The sequence below is a fragment of the Devosia rhodophyticola genome (assembly GCF_028816475.1).
Taxonomy (GTDB): Bacteria; Pseudomonadota; Alphaproteobacteria; order Rhizobiales; family Devosiaceae; genus Devosia; species Devosia rhodophyticola.
The window spans coordinates 1,885,284-1,899,015 of sequence record NZ_CP118247.1 but is presented as its reverse complement, the minus strand read 5'-3'; the positions used below and the strand labels follow the sequence as shown (position 1 = coordinate 1,899,015).

Here is a 13,732-nt window from a genome sequence, read left to right as displayed (position 1 = left end):
AAACATGAGCATCGTCCAGCAGCAGCCAGACATAGCTGCGTCTGTCCACAGCGAATCCGAATTGGTCGAGCAGGCTCGCTTGGGCAACGAAACGGCCATCCGAAAACTGATCAAGGCTAACAATCAGCGCCTTTTCCGCATTGCATGGGGCGTGGTCCGCAATGACAGCGAGGCCGAGGACGTAGTGCAGGAAACTTACGTGCGCGCCTTTACCCATCTCGATGGATTTCTCGGCACCGCGCGTTTTTCAACCTGGCTGACCCGCATTGCGTTGAACGATGCCATCGGCAGGGTTCGCAAACGGCGGCCTATGACGGATCTCGACGCCTTGGAAAATGCAGGAATGGCCGATCCGGGCCTTGCCGCTCTTCAACCAATTTCCCTTGCCCCGGGGACCGCCGACAGTGAGGTCGATCGAACCCAGATGCGTACACTATTGGAAAATGCAATCTCACAATTGCCCGAGACGTTTCGGCTTGTTTTTTTGATGCGTGATGTTGAAGGTTGTTCGGTCAATGAAACTGCCGAACAGTTGGGCCTGAAACCCGAAACCGTCAAGACCCGCCTGCATCGTGCCCGGCAGGCTCTCCGTCGAACGCTGACGGAAAAAATTGGCAACTCCTTTGCCGATATCCTGCCCTTTGATGGCGCACGCTGTGACAGCATGGCGGACAAGGTTATCGACCGGCTGGGTGCCAGTGGCGTTATCCGTCGCCCGGAAAATTAGGCGGCGTCTGAGGCGCGGCGGTGCAGTTGATCGACACGCTTGGCCGCGACCATGGGACCAACTTCAGCATCAAAAGCCTTGAAATGGTCAGCCTTCAGATGAGTCTGAAAATCATCCGGCGTATTGTAGACTTCATACAGCATGACACGATTGGCCCTGGCTGGATCCACCAGCACATCAAACTGCTGACAATTGGGTTCGAGCCGCAAACTGTCAGCGGCCTGCTGCTCGACGCGGGCAAGAAACGCTTCGAATTGACCGGATTTGATCTCGAACTCAACGATGATGGCAAACATTGTAATCCTAGGGCCTGGTCTTAAGGGCTTCGGCCTGCGCCGGGGTGAGCGGGCGAATTTTGTGGCCTTGCAACAAAAGGAACAGCTTGGCGGTTTCCTCAAGTTCCTCGGTGGCATACTGGGCGCTGCGCAAATCAGCACCAGCGACCACTGGCCCATGATTGGCCAGCAATAGTGCATGATGTTTGGCTGCAAACCCTGCAACAGTCGAGCCCAGCGCCGGATCACCCGGCCGGAAATAGGGAATGAGCCGCAAAGCGCCCACCTTCATCACATAATAAGCGGTAATGGCAGGCAGCACATCGGCGGGGTCAATATCCTCAAGCACGCTGACCGCAACCGAATGGGTCGAATGCAAGTGCACGACGGCACCCGCATCGCGGCGCGCGCCATACATGGCGGTGTGCAAAAAGGTTTCCTTGGTCGGCTTGGGCCCCTCTATCCAATTTCCGTTTTCATCAAGAATCGACAATTGGCCCGGATCAAGATCGCCCATCGCCACATTGGTCGGGGTAACGATCCAGCCGCCCTCAGGGCGCCGCACAGAAATATTGCCCGAACTTCCAAAAGTCAGCCCGCGCGCATACAGGGAATGACCAATCCGGCAGAGCTCTTCACGCAGCGCCGTCGTCATTGCCCGATGCCCAATTTTTCAAGGGCGTCGAAGAAAAAGCTCTCGGTGCCAAAATTGCCAGACTTGAGGATCGCCCAGACCCCGTCCGCCTGCATCCACGGAACGCCCGGCGCAACTTCAACGCCGATCTGCATGTGGTCAATCCCAAGGCCGCGCACCGCAGAACCCGATGTTTCACCACCCGCAACCACGAATGCGTTGAACCCGTCGGCGCGAGCCGCTGATGCCAGCGCCTCAAAAAAGCTTCGATGCGCTCGCCCGATTCAGTCACGCCCAAGGCTGCCTGCGCTTCGGCGACATCGCTGGGATAGGCCGTTGCATAAATCATCGGCACGGCGCCATTCTTGCCGATGCGCGCCAACACCTCGCGGGCCGAAACCGCAGGATCAACAATTTCGATCGCCTTGATCTGCACCGCATCGACATTTTTTGCCAAGGCATGCCGCACCTGAGACTGGGTCATGTCCGAGCCAGACCCGGAAAAATGATGGGGCGAAGCGTGGCCGGGTCGGCAGTCGCCGGCCCGCGCTGTTCGACGCCCTGACTGTTCTGCAATCGCGCCAGCGCTCCACCCATGGCGGAGCCCCCCGAATAGAGCCTTAGCTTTGGCAGAGCCGCGGCGACGACGTCCAGATCCGGCGTCTGTATTACGTCGCAGATTAGAACCGAACCCGATGCGGCTTCCTCAAAAGTCTGCCGTACGGCATCGGCCCCTGAATCGATCACCAGTTTGGAGATAAGGCCCACCGGCCCCGGCCGCTGGCGACCCAGGACACGGACAATGTCGGGGTCAGTCATTGGCGTCAGCGGATGCCGTGCCAGCGAACTTTCCGATAGCAATCGATCCTGGACGAACAAATGGCCCATGAACAATCGCCGGCCATTTTCTGGGAAGCCGGGGCTGGCGATGGTTTTGGAAACATCCAGTTCGGCCATCAATGCATCAAGTACCGGGCCGATATTGCCTTTGTCAGTGGAATCAAACGTCGAGCAATATTTGAAATAGATCGCTTCAGCCTGCATTTGATCACGCAGGAAACGCGCCGCTGCCAATGACTGCGCCACGGCGTCACTAGCAGCGATATTACGGGACTTAAGGGCTATGATCATCGCGTCGGCAGCGTCGCGCGGAACGTTTTTGGGCACCCCGACATGCAGGCTCACCCGCAACCCTTCACGCGCCATCAGCGCGCCAAGGTCAGTTGCTCCGGTGAAATCGTCGGCGATACAGCCCAAAAACATCAGTTTGCCTCACTCGCCCGTGCCTGGCGCCATGACCGGGATCTTGCGCCGAAATAGTTGCCGGACCATGGGCAATTGCGACAGGATTAGCAAGACGTTGCAAGCCAAAAGGATTGCGGCTGCAGGACGCGTGAAAAAGCCCGACAGATCGCCGTCCGAAATCAGCAATGTGCGGCGGAAGCTTTCATCAAACAGCCCACCCAGAATGACCCCGATGACCAGAGGCGCGATGGGATATTTCATTTCGATCAAAGCGAATGAAACAATACCCACCACGACCATCAGGAACAGATCGTTGATACCCCCGCCAACCGAAAACGAGCCGATGGTGGTCAGTGCCAGAACGACCGGCAGAAAGATGGACTGGGGAATTTTGAGCACATGAATGAAGGCGCGCGCAGTAAACAGGCCCATCAGGAACATGGTGGCCGATGCCATGACCAGGATCGAGACAATATGAAGGATCAGGTTGGGGTCGATGTTGGGGCCGGGAATGACATTGTTGATCATCAGCGCCCCCAATAGCGCGGCCGCTGGCGGCGAACCGGGAATGCCCAGCACCAGAAGTGGTATCAGGGCCCCGCCAATCGCAGCATTATTGGCGGTCTCCGAACTCAACAGGCCATCAATCGCGCCCTTGCCGAATTTTTCTTTTTCCTTGGAGAGATTTTTGCCGATGCCATAGGACACCCACCCCGCGACGTCTTCACCAACTCCGGGCAAGGCGCCTATACCGACCCCAAGCGCCCCCGAGCGAGCAATGGTGGGCATCCGCTGGCCGATGGTGCGCCAGTTGGGAATGATCCGGCCGATCTCGCGAACCTTGGAGATCAGTGTGCCTTCAAGCAGGCCCGAAATGATCTGGGGAATGGCGAACGCCCCCATCAGCACCGGCACCACCTGAAAGCCGCTGAGCAGATAGGCCCAGCCAAAAGTGTAGCGCGGCTCACTCAATAACGGATCCAGGCCAACCATGGCCATGCCCAGACCCAAAAGGCCGGCGATCCACCCCTTGATCACCAAGTCCTGACTCATAAGGGTGCCACTGACCAGAATGCCGAAGAGAGCCAGAAGCGCCTTTTCCGGCGAGGCAATGGATTGGCTTATCATCAAAAGCAACCCTACCCCGACCAAAAGACAGAAGGTGCCGATCAATGTGCCAATGAATGAGGCTGTTGTTGTGAGGCCAAGCGCTTCGCCGCCACGACCCTGTTTGGTCAAGGGATAGCCGTCCATGGCCGTCGCCGCCGAGGCTGCTGTGCCCGGAATATTGACAAGGATCGACGGATAAGAGCCGCCGTAAATTGCCCCGACATAAGCGCCAATCAAGGCGATAAGCGAATATTCGAGCGGAAACTTGTTGCCAAAGAAACCTGTCAGAATGGTGACCGCCAACGTCGCGGTCAGGCCCGGGAGCGCACCAAAAATGATGCCCAGTGCGACGGCGGGCAGCAAATAGAGATAAGTAATGGGATCAATGATCAATTGGGCCAGCGAATAGGCGAAGCCCGTCATTTGGGAAGCGATGAGTTCCATGTGGCTCAGTCCTTCCGCCCGTCAAGCAGAGGCTTGAGCGTGACGTAATAATGATATTCGATTTGTGAAAACAACAGACCCGTCCGATTGGGCACGTTCTGATGAAAACCGAAGGCCATGGCGATTACCAGCAGCAGCGGCGTGAAAAAACTGATTATCGGCACATAGCGCAAATAGCCCGGCAGCGATCCATGGGTACGAATGGCCTCAACTAAAGCCACCCCAACCAGAACGACAAAGCCGATTAGAGTGACGATATCGTCGTCGTGCGGCTTGGCCCATTGCTCGCTGGGAAAATGAACAATCATGGCATAAACGGAAGGCAACAGGACAAGGATCAGGCTCAATATAGCGGGGCGCATCCGCCCTTCATAAAACCCATAGGTCAGTGCCATCATCACCAGTGCGGTGGCGAGCGTAAAATCAACCCGCGGTACCAGCCCAAAAATATAGGCCAGCAGCATCAGGCAAATAATGCAGAATTTCTGGAATAGCGGCGCGCGCGCCTGCGCGGCAATTTTTTCCAGATCCGCCCTGGTGGGCAAACCATCGCCGCGAATGGAAATTACCAGCAGTGTCACCGACAATACAAACAGCAGTCCAAAGACCATGTAAGGCACGATAGCCGCCGAATTGTACCATTTGCCGTCAGCAATACCGGCTGCACGGGCCTGAAAAAACGGTATCTCAAGTGTTTTGAACAACAGCCCTGCCGAGGCGGCCATCAATGCCAATGCGGCCCAGAAATCTTTCTGACGCAAAGAGCGCTTCTCGTCTGTCAAATTAGCCTCCCCAGGCTGCAAAAAGACCGGCCCTTGGGCCGGTCAAATCATGCTGATTATGCGCCTATGGTTTTGGAATTCCCAGTGTTTCCGGGTCTACCGTTGCCGCGCCCAGATCCCAGAGGGTCCAGGCAAAAACACTTTCCAGCTTGGCAAATGTCTGGCTGGCAGCATCACCCATCTGACCGGAGATCACATAGTGATTGTCGTTAGCCCACTTGCTCACTGTGTCCGATGCCATAGCCTGAGTGAAGGCCTCCGACAGCACATTCTTGACATCGTCTGAAGCCGAATTGGCTACAGCAAAACCAATAGACTGGCTCAGCGGCAGATATTGCTTCAACGATGGAAATTCGCTCAGGGCATCTGGAATGGTCTTGCCGCCAATAGAAGCTTCCTGACCGCTCAACATGGCCAATGGCTTAAGCTTGCCCCCGTCGATCAGTGGGAACTGTTCGGCCAGCGAGCCGATAACCAGCTGCACTTCTCCGTTTACGGCCGCTTCCATAGCGGGAGCAGAGCCCTGATAGGGAACGAAACGGAACTTGGCGTCGGTACCATTTTCCAGTGCCAGAAGATTGAGGTGATGGATCGAACCCGAACCACTTGCAGCGGCCGGAATAGTCTCTGGCGCGGCCTTAGCAGCAGCAACAAGTTCTTCAAGACTGTTGTACTGTGAACCGGCAGGCACCGAAATCATCAGTGGCGAGCCACCAACAATGAACGGGAACCAGACGTTCATGCGCTTGTCCCAGCCACCTTGAACGGCAGCGGTCACGTTGGATTCTGAAATACCGGCAAGCGTGTAGCCGTCGTCGGGCTGATTGAGCACGTAGATCATGCCATTCGAGCCAGCGACGCCGCCAGTCTGATTGATTACCGAAATACCAACGGGCAGAAACTTTTCCATTTCTGCCATCACCATGCGATTGATGGTGTCGGTACCGCCGCCAGCCCCCCAAACCACGGCATTTGTAATATCGCGGAATGGATATTCCTGAGCCTGGGCAGCGCTCGCGCCTACCATGCTCAAAGCTGCTGCAACAGCCAAAGCTGTAAATTTCTTCATGCTCTCCTCCTGTTCATCAACTCTGCCACGTGGCCGACATTGACGACCGCCGAGTGCGCAAAGTGGCGCATAACGAGCGCTCCACTATTTGCGTATTGGTTAATGTATGCATTGTCAAGCGCGTTGAAACCCGCTATGCAGACCATAACGAATTTGCCGGGCGCAGGCGCGGCCACCCAGGAGATCGACGATGAATGATGTAGCGGCCCGCGTTAAAAATCTGGATATCGCGGTTTTTGACGGTGACGGAATTGGTCCCGAAATCATGGCTCCCACAATTGCGCTGATCCAGCAGGTGACCAGCCAGGTGCCCGATTACGCGCTCTCATTCCGGTCCCATCCAGCCGGTGCAGGTCATTACGCCAAGACGGGCCAGTCGCTGCCCGCCGAATCGCTCACCGCGGCCCGCAAGGCCGATGCGATTCTTCTGTCGGCCATGGGCCTGCCTTCAATCCGCTATCCCAACGGAACCGAAATTTCACCGCAGATCGACCTGCGTATGGAACTCAATCTCTATGCAGGCGTCCGTCCCGTCACCATCTTTCCCGGCGCGCCCTGCCCACTGGGCGATCCGCGCGCCGCCACGGTCGATTTTGTCCTGATCCGCGAATCAACAGAAGGACTTTTCGCTTCGCACGGCAAGGGCACCATCAACGGCAACGAGAGCGCCACCGAAACGCTGGTGATCACCCGCAAGGTGTCGGAAAAACTCTTCGATTTTGCCTTCAAGCTTGCCCAACGTCGCAAGGCCGCCGGACGCGGCAAGGGCGTTGTGACCTGTGTCGACAAGGCAAACGTCTTTCAGGCATTCGCCTTCTTCCGCTCGATTTTCCTGGAACGGGCCAAGGCATTTCCCGACCTCACCGCCAACAGCGCCTATGTCGATGCGACGGCCCTTTGGATGGTGGAGCGCCCCTGGACCTTTGATGTGCTAGTAACCGAAAACATGTTCGGGGACATTCTGTCCGATCTTGGCGCCGGCCTGATGGGCAGCCTTGGCCTTGCGCCATCCGCTGACATTGGTGATGACATTGCCCTGTTCCAGCCATGCCACGGTTCCGCACCCGACATTGCCGGTCAGGGTTTGGCCAATCCACTGGCTATGATCCTTTCCGGCGCCATGATGCTGGATTGGCTGGGCCACGAAAACAACAGTGACGGATTGATCCAGTCCGGCAAGCGGCTCGATGATGCCGTTCGCGCCGTTCTGGCCGAAGGCAGGTTCCGCACCCGCGATATTGGCGGCACATCGACCACCCAGCAGATGGCTGACGCCGTGGCCGCCCACCTTTAGGGTGGGTGCAGGCCAACAACGAAATAGCGTGACCGGGAAGAGTTGATGAGTGAGTTGAAACTGGCGGCAGTCGGGGCAGGATACTTCTCCCAGTTCCAGTATGAAGCCTGGGACCGGATCGATGGGGTTCAGCTGATCGGTGTATGCAATCAGACGCTGGGGAAAGCCGAAGCGGTGGCAACGCGCTACGGCGCCAGGGCCTTCGCCGATTTTGGAGAGATGCTGGAAACAACCCGGCCTGATCTTGTCGACATCATCACTCCACCATCAACCCACTTTGATTATGTATCGCGTGCGCTTGAAGCGGGCGCACATGTCATTTGCCAAAAGCCCTTCTGCGAAAATCTGGAGCAGGCACGGGCCGTGACGGCAAAAGCCGCCGAATTGGGCCTGACTATAACCGTCCATGAAAACTTCCGCTTCCAGCCCTGGTATCGCGAGATCAAGACGCTGTTGCAAGACGATACGCTGGGTCAACTATATCAGGCGCGCTTTAGCTTGCGCCCCGGCGACGGCCAAGGGCCGGAGGCCTATCTGGCACGCCAACCCTATTTTCAGCAGATGCCACGGTTTTTCGTGCACGAGACAGGCGTGCATTGGGTCGACACTTTCCGTTTTCTTTTTGGCAAGCCATCCTGGGTTTTTGGCGATCTGCGCCGCCTCAATCCGGTGATTAAGGGCGAGGATGCAGGGCTCATCCTGTTTGGTTATGACAATGGCTTTCGCGCCGAACTCGACGGCAACCGGCTAAGTGATCATGTGGCTGAGAACCGCCGCCTGACAATGGGCGAAATGCGCATTGAGGGCGAAAAGGGGACGCTTGAACTTTCCGGCAATGGTGAATTGAGCCTGCGCGCTTTCGGCACAAATTCATTTGCCCCTCATGCTTATGAATGGGAAAATCGCAACTTCGGTGGAGACTGCGTCTTTGCGTTGCAATCCCACGTGATCAGCCATCTGATCGAAGGCACGCCATTGGAAAATAGCGCTGCGGACTATCTCGATGTTATCATGTATGAACAGGCTATCTATCGAAGCGCACAGGGCGGCCATCGTATAGCGCTGTCGGGATAATCATGGGCACCAGACACATGTCTCAGACCGAGCGGGCCGTAACCGAGCTCAAGCGCAAGATCATGAGCAATGAACTTGCCCCCGGCTCCAATCACCTTGAAGGTGAATTGGCCGCGCTTCTGGGTTTATCGCGCACACCGGTGCGCGAGGCCATGTTGATGCTCGAAGCGCACGGTCTTGTCGAGGTGCGGCCACGCCACGGCATGCGTGTTCTGCCCATTTCGGCCGCTGACATGGAAGAAATTTACCAGATCCTGACCGAACTCGAATCCTTGGCGGCCTATGATCTGGCGGCGCGGCGCCCCGCAATTGAAGAACTGGCACCCATGCGACAGGCCGTCGATGACATGGAAGTGGCGCTTGGCAGCGATGATCGCGTCGCTTGGGCAGAAGCCGACAATCACTTTCATGAAGCGCTGGTCGACCTGGCTGGCAACCGGCGGCTGAAAAGCATTGTCTCGACCTATTCCGACCAAGCCCACCGCGCTCGCATGATCACGCTGCACATGCGGCCTAAACCTTCTAAGTCCAACGAAGATCACCGCGCCTTGCTCAAGGCGATTGAAGCGGGCGATGCCGAAACTGCCCGCCAGATTCACCGCAATCACCGGCTGCGTGCCAAGGGATTGATGCTCGATCTCCTGCGCAAGCACGGCTTTTTTCACGTCTAGGAACATTGATGGCCGACGATCAATACGAAGTTTTTGCGCTCAAATATGCGCAACGCAACGGCCGGACGCGCGCCGACTCCTTCCAGTTTGACGACGACCATGCCTCACCCCACGACATGGATTATTTTGTCTGGATATTGCGCAATGGCGCCCGCACCATTTTGGTCGATACCGGTTATGACACCAAGGAAGCTGCGCGCCGTGGCCGCCCGATTCTGTCCGAACCAATCGACATGCTCAAACGGATGGACATCGCCCCAACCGACATCACCGATTTGATCGTTACGCACCTGCATTATGATCACGCCGGTAGTCTTGACCAGTTCGAGCACGCCCAGTTCCATCTTCAGCAAGCCGAACTTGGCTTTGCCGTGTCGCCCTGCATGTGCCATTCGGCGTTGCGTGCACCTTTTACCGCAGATCATGTCTGCACCGCCGTCAAGCAGCTCTATGCCGGCAAGCTGACCTTTCATGACGGTAGCGGGCAGATTGTCCCCGGTGTGCGAGTGCATCGGGTCGGCGGCCACAGTTCCGGCCTGCAGATCGTCGAGGTCGATACCGCTAACGGGCCGCTGGTCCTGGCCTCGGACGCCAGCCACTATTATGAGAATTTCGAGCGCGAAAAACTCTTTCCCATCGTCGTCGATCCGCTAGCAATGCTTGATGGTTTCAAACTGTTGCAGACCTATAGGGCCAAAGGTGCCATCGTAGTGCCGGGCCACGACCCTGAGGTCCTCAAACGCTTCGCCCCAGTGCACGACGATGGCATGACTGTTCGGCTCGACCAGCCGCTATAGCGCGCTAACAAAAAGGCCACCCGGGGAGCACCCGGATGGCCTCAACTTTTATGTACGGGATCAGCGATCAGAACGGGGTGTTCTCATAATCGAATTCAGACGCATTTTCCTTGGTGATAAGCGTTGAATTGATGATGAATTTGCCGTCGACCTGAGCACCGGCGACAAAGTGCAATGCGGTCAGATCAATAGCGGTCGCCACCATGTTTGGATTGTAGCTGACATCGACCGGCACTGATGTGTCACCTGCTTCAACCATCTTGATGATCTGGTTCATGCCAGCACCGCCGACAGACCACATTTCCTTGTCGCGACCAGCTTCTTTAAGGGCCTTGAGCACGCCAACCAGCGTGTCGTCGTCCTGCGCCCAGACCGCATCGATCTTGTCATATTTGGTCAGAAAATCCTGCATGATCTTGTAACCGTCATCACGGTTCCAATTGGCGAACTGGCTGTCGAGCACATTGATCTTGGTGCCTTCGATACCAGCCATGAAGGCATCCACGCGCTGCGCATCAATCGGAATGGGAGCACCACGCAGAATAACGATGTTGCCACCGTCGGGCAGGGCTTCCTTGAAGTAGTTTGCAGTCGTGGTGCCCAGACCCGGATTATCACCGGCAACGTAGAGGTCCTCGATGCCCGGCTGGCTCAGCGCGCGGTCAACAACGGTCACCCATTTACCGGCATCCTTGACCTTCTTGATCGAGGACGTCATGGCGTCCGGATCACCCGGTAGAATAACCAGACCATCAATATTGCGGGTCGTGACCATATCTTCCAGATCAGCCGCCTGCTTGGTTGAATCTGGCGCACTGGTCAGAACAAAGCTGAGATTGGGATAGGCCTTGGTAAGGCGATCAACTGCCTGCTGGGCAAAAAGTTTACCCCACCGGTCCAGCCATGGTCAGCCGTTGGTACCGAAACGCCGATTGTGTAGGTCTTTTCCTGTGCGATAGCCGAGCCACCAAGAGCCAGGCTCCCGATGGTCAGGGCCAGTGCGGCTGCTTTGATAAATGACATAATTGCAGTCCTCCCGATTTGCCTCTGGTTGAGGCGTTGATTTTGGTGACTAGTTTGCCACCCGTTTCGATCTTTGCAGCAACACCGCCACAATAATGATGGCACCCTGGAATGCCTGATTGAGGTAGGGGCTGATCAGGCTTTGCAGATTGAGAATATTACCGATCAACTCCAAAATGATGACACCGACAACCGTACCCCAGACGCGGCCGGAGCCACCCTTGAGCATGGTGCCTCCAATGATGACCGCAGCAATCGCCTGCAGCTCCCATAGAACGGCAGTCGAGCTGTTCGCCGAACCGAACCGGGGCACATAAAGCATGGTTGCCACGCCCACCAACATGCCCTGAAGTACGTAAGTCATCAAGCGTACGCGTTCAACATTAATCGCTGAATATCGCGCGACCTGCTCGCTGGACCCAATGGCAGCCGCGTGGCGGCCAAACTGGGTGCGGCGCAGAATAATTTCAGCTCCAATCGCAATCACTGCAAAGACGAGAATTGGCACCGGAATACCGACGATATCGCCTGAATAGACAGGCGCATAAACATCAGCGACCTCGAAATTGAGATTAAGCGTACCACCATCGGCCAGAAAGGTAATGAGCGCTCGAAAAATGCCCAGTGCGCCGAGCGTCACAATGAACGGTTCGATCTCGACCCGCCGTAATCAGAAGCCCATTGGCTGACCCGGCGGCACCGCCGATCACGAGGCCGGACAACATGCCAATAGCAACCACCAGCCAACCCGTGCCGAGCGATGGCACCAGTGCATTCATGATGATGATCATCAGCCCGGCGACAAAAGCGGCCATCGAGCCCACCGAAAGATCAAGGCCGCCCGAGGTGATGACAAAAGTTGCACCAATGGCAATGATGCCGATCGGGGCAGCGCGCGCCACCACATTCATCATGTTGCCCAGCGACAGGAAGTTGCCGTTGAGCAACGCACCCAGGATCAGCAGCAGGGCCAGGGCAATCAACGGCCCGAAGACGCTTAGCTTGAACGGCGCATTAACGACGCGCACCCGCTCTTTGGTGACAGTATTGGTCAAGCGACTGCACTCCCCTCAATGCCCATGGCATAACGCACAATGGCCTCCTCCCCAATCTGGTCACCAGCCAGTTCACCCACGATCCGACCGGCCTTCATGACGATAACCCGATGACAAAGCCCGATGACTTCGGCCATCTCAGATGAGATTACGATAACGCTTTTCCCCGAACGGGCCAGCGTGTCGATAAAGCCATAAATCTGTTGTTTGGTGCCGATATCAATGCCGCGTGTCGGCTCATCGATGATAACGATATCGGGCTTGATCAGCATGGTTTTTGCCAACAGCAGTTTTTGCTGGTTACCGCCCGATAGATTGCCTACCCGCACAGCACGGTCTCCGGCCCGAATGTCAAATTCTTCGATGGCCGTATCAAGGGCGCGATCCTCGGCCTTCTCATCGATCAGGCCATTGGTGAACTGATCGAGCGCCAAAAGGGTCAGATTGGGCCGCATCTGCTTGTCGAGCAACAGGCCGCGATCTTTCCGGTCTTCGGTTAAATAAGCAAGACGATGTCGGGAGGCATCGGCCAGTGTTCGGATGCGAACCGGCGCACCATTGATCAAAACGGTGCCGCGCGATGTTCGCAGCCCGACCAATCCCTCCATCAATTCGGTCCGACCGGCGCCAACAAGACCAGCAAACCCCAACACCTCACCGGCGCGCAGCTTAAAGTCGGCATCCCAAACTCTACCAGCTACCGAAAAATTGCTGACCTCAAGCACGGCCTTGGCATCGGCAATATCCGACTTGGTCGGAAATAGATCCGAAACGTCACGCCCAACCATCTGGGTTGCCATGTCATCCACGCTCAACGCGTCAACCGAGGTGGTTATGACGTGTCGGCCATCGCGCAGAACGGTTACGACGTCTGCGATAGCCTTGACTTCCTCCAGCTTGTGCGAGGTGTAAAGGATGGCAACGCCCTGCCGTTTAAGTCGGTCAATCTGGCGGAACAAAACCTCAGATTCACGGGTGGTCAACACAGCCGTCGGCTCGTCCATGATCAGGACACGCGCGTCGCGTATCAAGGCCTTGGCAATTTCGACCATCTGCTTTTGCGGCACCGAAAGATCGGATACCAGTTGGCGGGGATCGATCTCGGTTTCAAGCTCGGCCAACAATTGCCGCGCCCGCGCCCGCATCCCCTGCCCGTCAAGAAAGGGGCCCGATTTCATTTCGTGGCCAAGAAAGATATTGGCTTCAACGCTCAATTGCTCGGCGAGATTGAATTCCTGATGGATCAGCGCCACACCCTGCCGCTCGGCGTCAGCGCTATCATGGAAAACCACCGGGCGCCCATCGAGCACAATTGTTCCAGCGCTGGCGCCCTGATAGCCGCAAAGCACTTTCATCAAAGTGGACTTGCCCGCCCCGTTTTCCCCGATCAGCGCATGCACATGCCCCGCCTGAAGGGACAAATCGACGTCATGAAGTACTTCGACAGGACCAAAACTCTTGGCAATGGACACGCCCGCCAGCAGAGCGCCATTTGCTTCAATCACGCCTAATCCCCACCCTGGCATTTGTGG

At 56.6% G+C, this 13,732-nt stretch carries 14 protein-coding genes and 2 pseudogenes; 5 read left to right on the top strand and 11 right to left on the bottom strand.

Going from position 1 to position 13,732, the window contains the following annotated elements; translation table 11 throughout:
* Positions 1–4 precede the first annotated feature (4 nt).
* On the top strand, positions 5–727 hold the full coding sequence (locus PSQ90_RS09295) for an RNA polymerase sigma factor (protein WP_282210053.1): 723 nt from the start codon (positions 5–7) through the stop codon (positions 725–727).
* On the opposite strand, the gene PSQ90_RS09290 is transcribed toward PSQ90_RS09295, so the two are convergent.
* From PSQ90_RS09290 to PSQ90_RS09260, 7 genes and pseudogenes are all read right to left on the bottom strand, one after another.
* Positions 724–1,023, bottom strand: a complete 300-nt coding sequence (locus PSQ90_RS09290; protein ID WP_282210052.1) for a putative quinol monooxygenase — start codon at positions 1,021–1,023, stop codon at positions 724–726. The genes PSQ90_RS09295 and PSQ90_RS09290 overlap by 4 nt on opposite strands.
* A 7-nt stretch (positions 1,024–1,030) precedes the next feature.
* On the bottom strand, positions 1,031–1,657 hold the full coding sequence (otnC, locus tag PSQ90_RS09285) for a 3-oxo-tetronate 4-phosphate decarboxylase (protein WP_282210051.1): 627 nt from the start codon (positions 1,655–1,657) through the stop codon (positions 1,031–1,033).
* A pseudogene (locus tag PSQ90_RS09280) lies at positions 1,654–2,120 on the bottom strand (nucleotide-binding domain containing protein). The gene otnC and the pseudogene PSQ90_RS09280 overlap by 4 nt, the downstream one beginning before the upstream one ends.
* Positions 2,117–2,899 carry a four-carbon acid sugar kinase family protein gene (locus tag PSQ90_RS09275; RefSeq protein WP_282210049.1) on the bottom strand — a complete coding sequence of 261 codons (783 nt, stop codon included), beginning with the start codon at positions 2,897–2,899 and terminating at the stop codon, positions 2,117–2,119. Before PSQ90_RS09275 ends, PSQ90_RS09280 begins: the two are co-directional and overlap by 4 nt.
* A gap of 9 nt (positions 2,900–2,908) precedes the next feature.
* Positions 2,909–4,435 (bottom strand): tripartite tricarboxylate transporter permease, encoded by a 1,527-nt coding sequence (locus tag PSQ90_RS09270; protein ID WP_282210048.1) that lies wholly within the window; start codon positions 4,433–4,435, stop codon positions 2,909–2,911.
* A gap of 5 nt (positions 4,436–4,440) precedes the next feature.
* Positions 4,441–5,217, bottom strand: a complete 777-nt coding sequence (locus PSQ90_RS09265; protein WP_282210047.1) for a hypothetical protein — start codon at positions 5,215–5,217, stop codon at positions 4,441–4,443.
* A gap of 64 nt (positions 5,218–5,281) precedes the next feature.
* Entirely contained in the window at positions 5,282–6,286 is a 1,005-nt protein-coding gene (locus PSQ90_RS09260; protein ID WP_282210046.1) for a Bug family tripartite tricarboxylate transporter substrate binding protein, read from the bottom strand.
* 190 nt (positions 6,287–6,476) lie between these two features.
* On the opposite strand from PSQ90_RS09260, the gene PSQ90_RS09255 reads away from it, so the two are divergent.
* From PSQ90_RS09255 to PSQ90_RS09240, 4 genes are read left to right on the top strand one after another with little or no spacing between them, the layout of a single operon-like run.
* Entirely contained in the window at positions 6,477–7,580 is a 1,104-nt protein-coding gene (locus PSQ90_RS09255) for an isocitrate/isopropylmalate dehydrogenase family protein (protein WP_282210045.1), read from the top strand.
* Between the two features lie 45 nt (positions 7,581–7,625).
* Positions 7,626–8,654, top strand: a complete 1,029-nt coding sequence (locus tag PSQ90_RS09250) for a Gfo/Idh/MocA family protein (RefSeq protein WP_282210044.1) — start codon at positions 7,626–7,628, stop codon at positions 8,652–8,654.
* A gap of 2 nt (positions 8,655–8,656) precedes the next feature.
* The gene (locus PSQ90_RS09245) at positions 8,657–9,325 is read left to right on the top strand and encodes a GntR family transcriptional regulator (protein ID WP_282210043.1); all 669 of its coding nucleotides are present in this window, start codon (positions 8,657–8,659) and stop codon (positions 9,323–9,325) included.
* Positions 9,326–9,333: 8 nt separating this feature from the next.
* Positions 9,334–10,122, top strand: a complete 789-nt coding sequence (locus PSQ90_RS09240) for an N-acyl homoserine lactonase family protein (protein ID WP_282210042.1) — start codon at positions 9,334–9,336, stop codon at positions 10,120–10,122.
* Between the two features lie 67 nt (positions 10,123–10,189).
* On the opposite strand, the pseudogene PSQ90_RS09235 reads toward PSQ90_RS09240, so the two are convergent.
* The 4 genes and pseudogenes from PSQ90_RS09235 to PSQ90_RS09220 all read right to left on the bottom strand — a co-directional run bounded on the left by PSQ90_RS09235 (position 10,190) and on the right by PSQ90_RS09220 (position 13,705).
* A pseudogene (locus PSQ90_RS09235) lies at positions 10,190–11,145 on the bottom strand (substrate-binding domain-containing protein).
* Between the two features lie 49 nt (positions 11,146–11,194).
* Positions 11,195–11,785 (bottom strand): ABC transporter permease, encoded by a 591-nt coding sequence (locus PSQ90_RS09230; protein ID WP_282210041.1) that lies wholly within the window; start codon positions 11,783–11,785, stop codon positions 11,195–11,197.
* The gene (locus PSQ90_RS09225) at positions 11,718–12,200 is read right to left on the bottom strand and encodes a hypothetical protein (RefSeq protein WP_282210040.1); all 483 of its coding nucleotides are present in this window, start codon (positions 12,198–12,200) and stop codon (positions 11,718–11,720) included. Before PSQ90_RS09225 ends, PSQ90_RS09230 begins: the two co-directional genes overlap by 68 nt.
* Complete coding sequence (locus PSQ90_RS09220) at positions 12,197–13,705, bottom strand: sugar ABC transporter ATP-binding protein (RefSeq protein WP_282210039.1); 1,509 nt, start codon at positions 13,703–13,705, stop codon at positions 12,197–12,199. The genes PSQ90_RS09225 and PSQ90_RS09220 overlap by 4 nt, the downstream gene beginning before the upstream one ends.
* Between the last annotated feature and the right edge of the window lie 27 nt (positions 13,706–13,732).

What these genes read in the sequence shown, in the direction of transcription:
- PSQ90_RS09260 (WP_282210046.1), bottom strand. Translation starts at nt 6,286, where the DNA reads ATGAAGAAATTTACAGCTTTGGCTGTTGCAGCAGCTTTGAGCATGGTA.
- PSQ90_RS09245 (WP_282210043.1), top strand. Translation starts at nt 8,657, where the DNA reads ATGGGCACCAGACACATGTCTCAGACCGAGCGGGCCGTAACCGAGCTC.
- PSQ90_RS09250 (WP_282210044.1), top strand. Translation starts at nt 7,626, where the DNA reads ATGAGTGAGTTGAAACTGGCGGCAGTCGGGGCAGGATACTTCTCCCAG.
- PSQ90_RS09275 (WP_282210049.1), bottom strand. Translation starts at nt 2,899, where the DNA reads ATGTTTTTGGGCTGTATCGCCGACGATTTCACCGGAGCAACTGACCTT.
- otnC (WP_282210051.1), bottom strand. Translation starts at nt 1,657, where the DNA reads ATGACGACGGCGCTGCGTGAAGAGCTCTGCCGGATTGGTCATTCCCTG.
- PSQ90_RS09255 (WP_282210045.1), top strand. Translation starts at nt 6,477, where the DNA reads ATGAATGATGTAGCGGCCCGCGTTAAAAATCTGGATATCGCGGTTTTT.
- PSQ90_RS09290 (WP_282210052.1), bottom strand. Translation starts at nt 1,023, where the DNA reads ATGTTTGCCATCATCGTTGAGTTCGAGATCAAATCCGGTCAATTCGAA.
- PSQ90_RS09240 (WP_282210042.1), top strand. Translation starts at nt 9,334, where the DNA reads ATGGCCGACGATCAATACGAAGTTTTTGCGCTCAAATATGCGCAACGC.
- PSQ90_RS09295 (WP_282210053.1), top strand. Translation starts at nt 5, where the DNA reads ATGAGCATCGTCCAGCAGCAGCCAGACATAGCTGCGTCTGTCCACAGC.
- PSQ90_RS09270 (WP_282210048.1), bottom strand. Translation starts at nt 4,435, where the DNA reads ATGGAACTCATCGCTTCCCAAATGACGGGCTTCGCCTATTCGCTGGCC.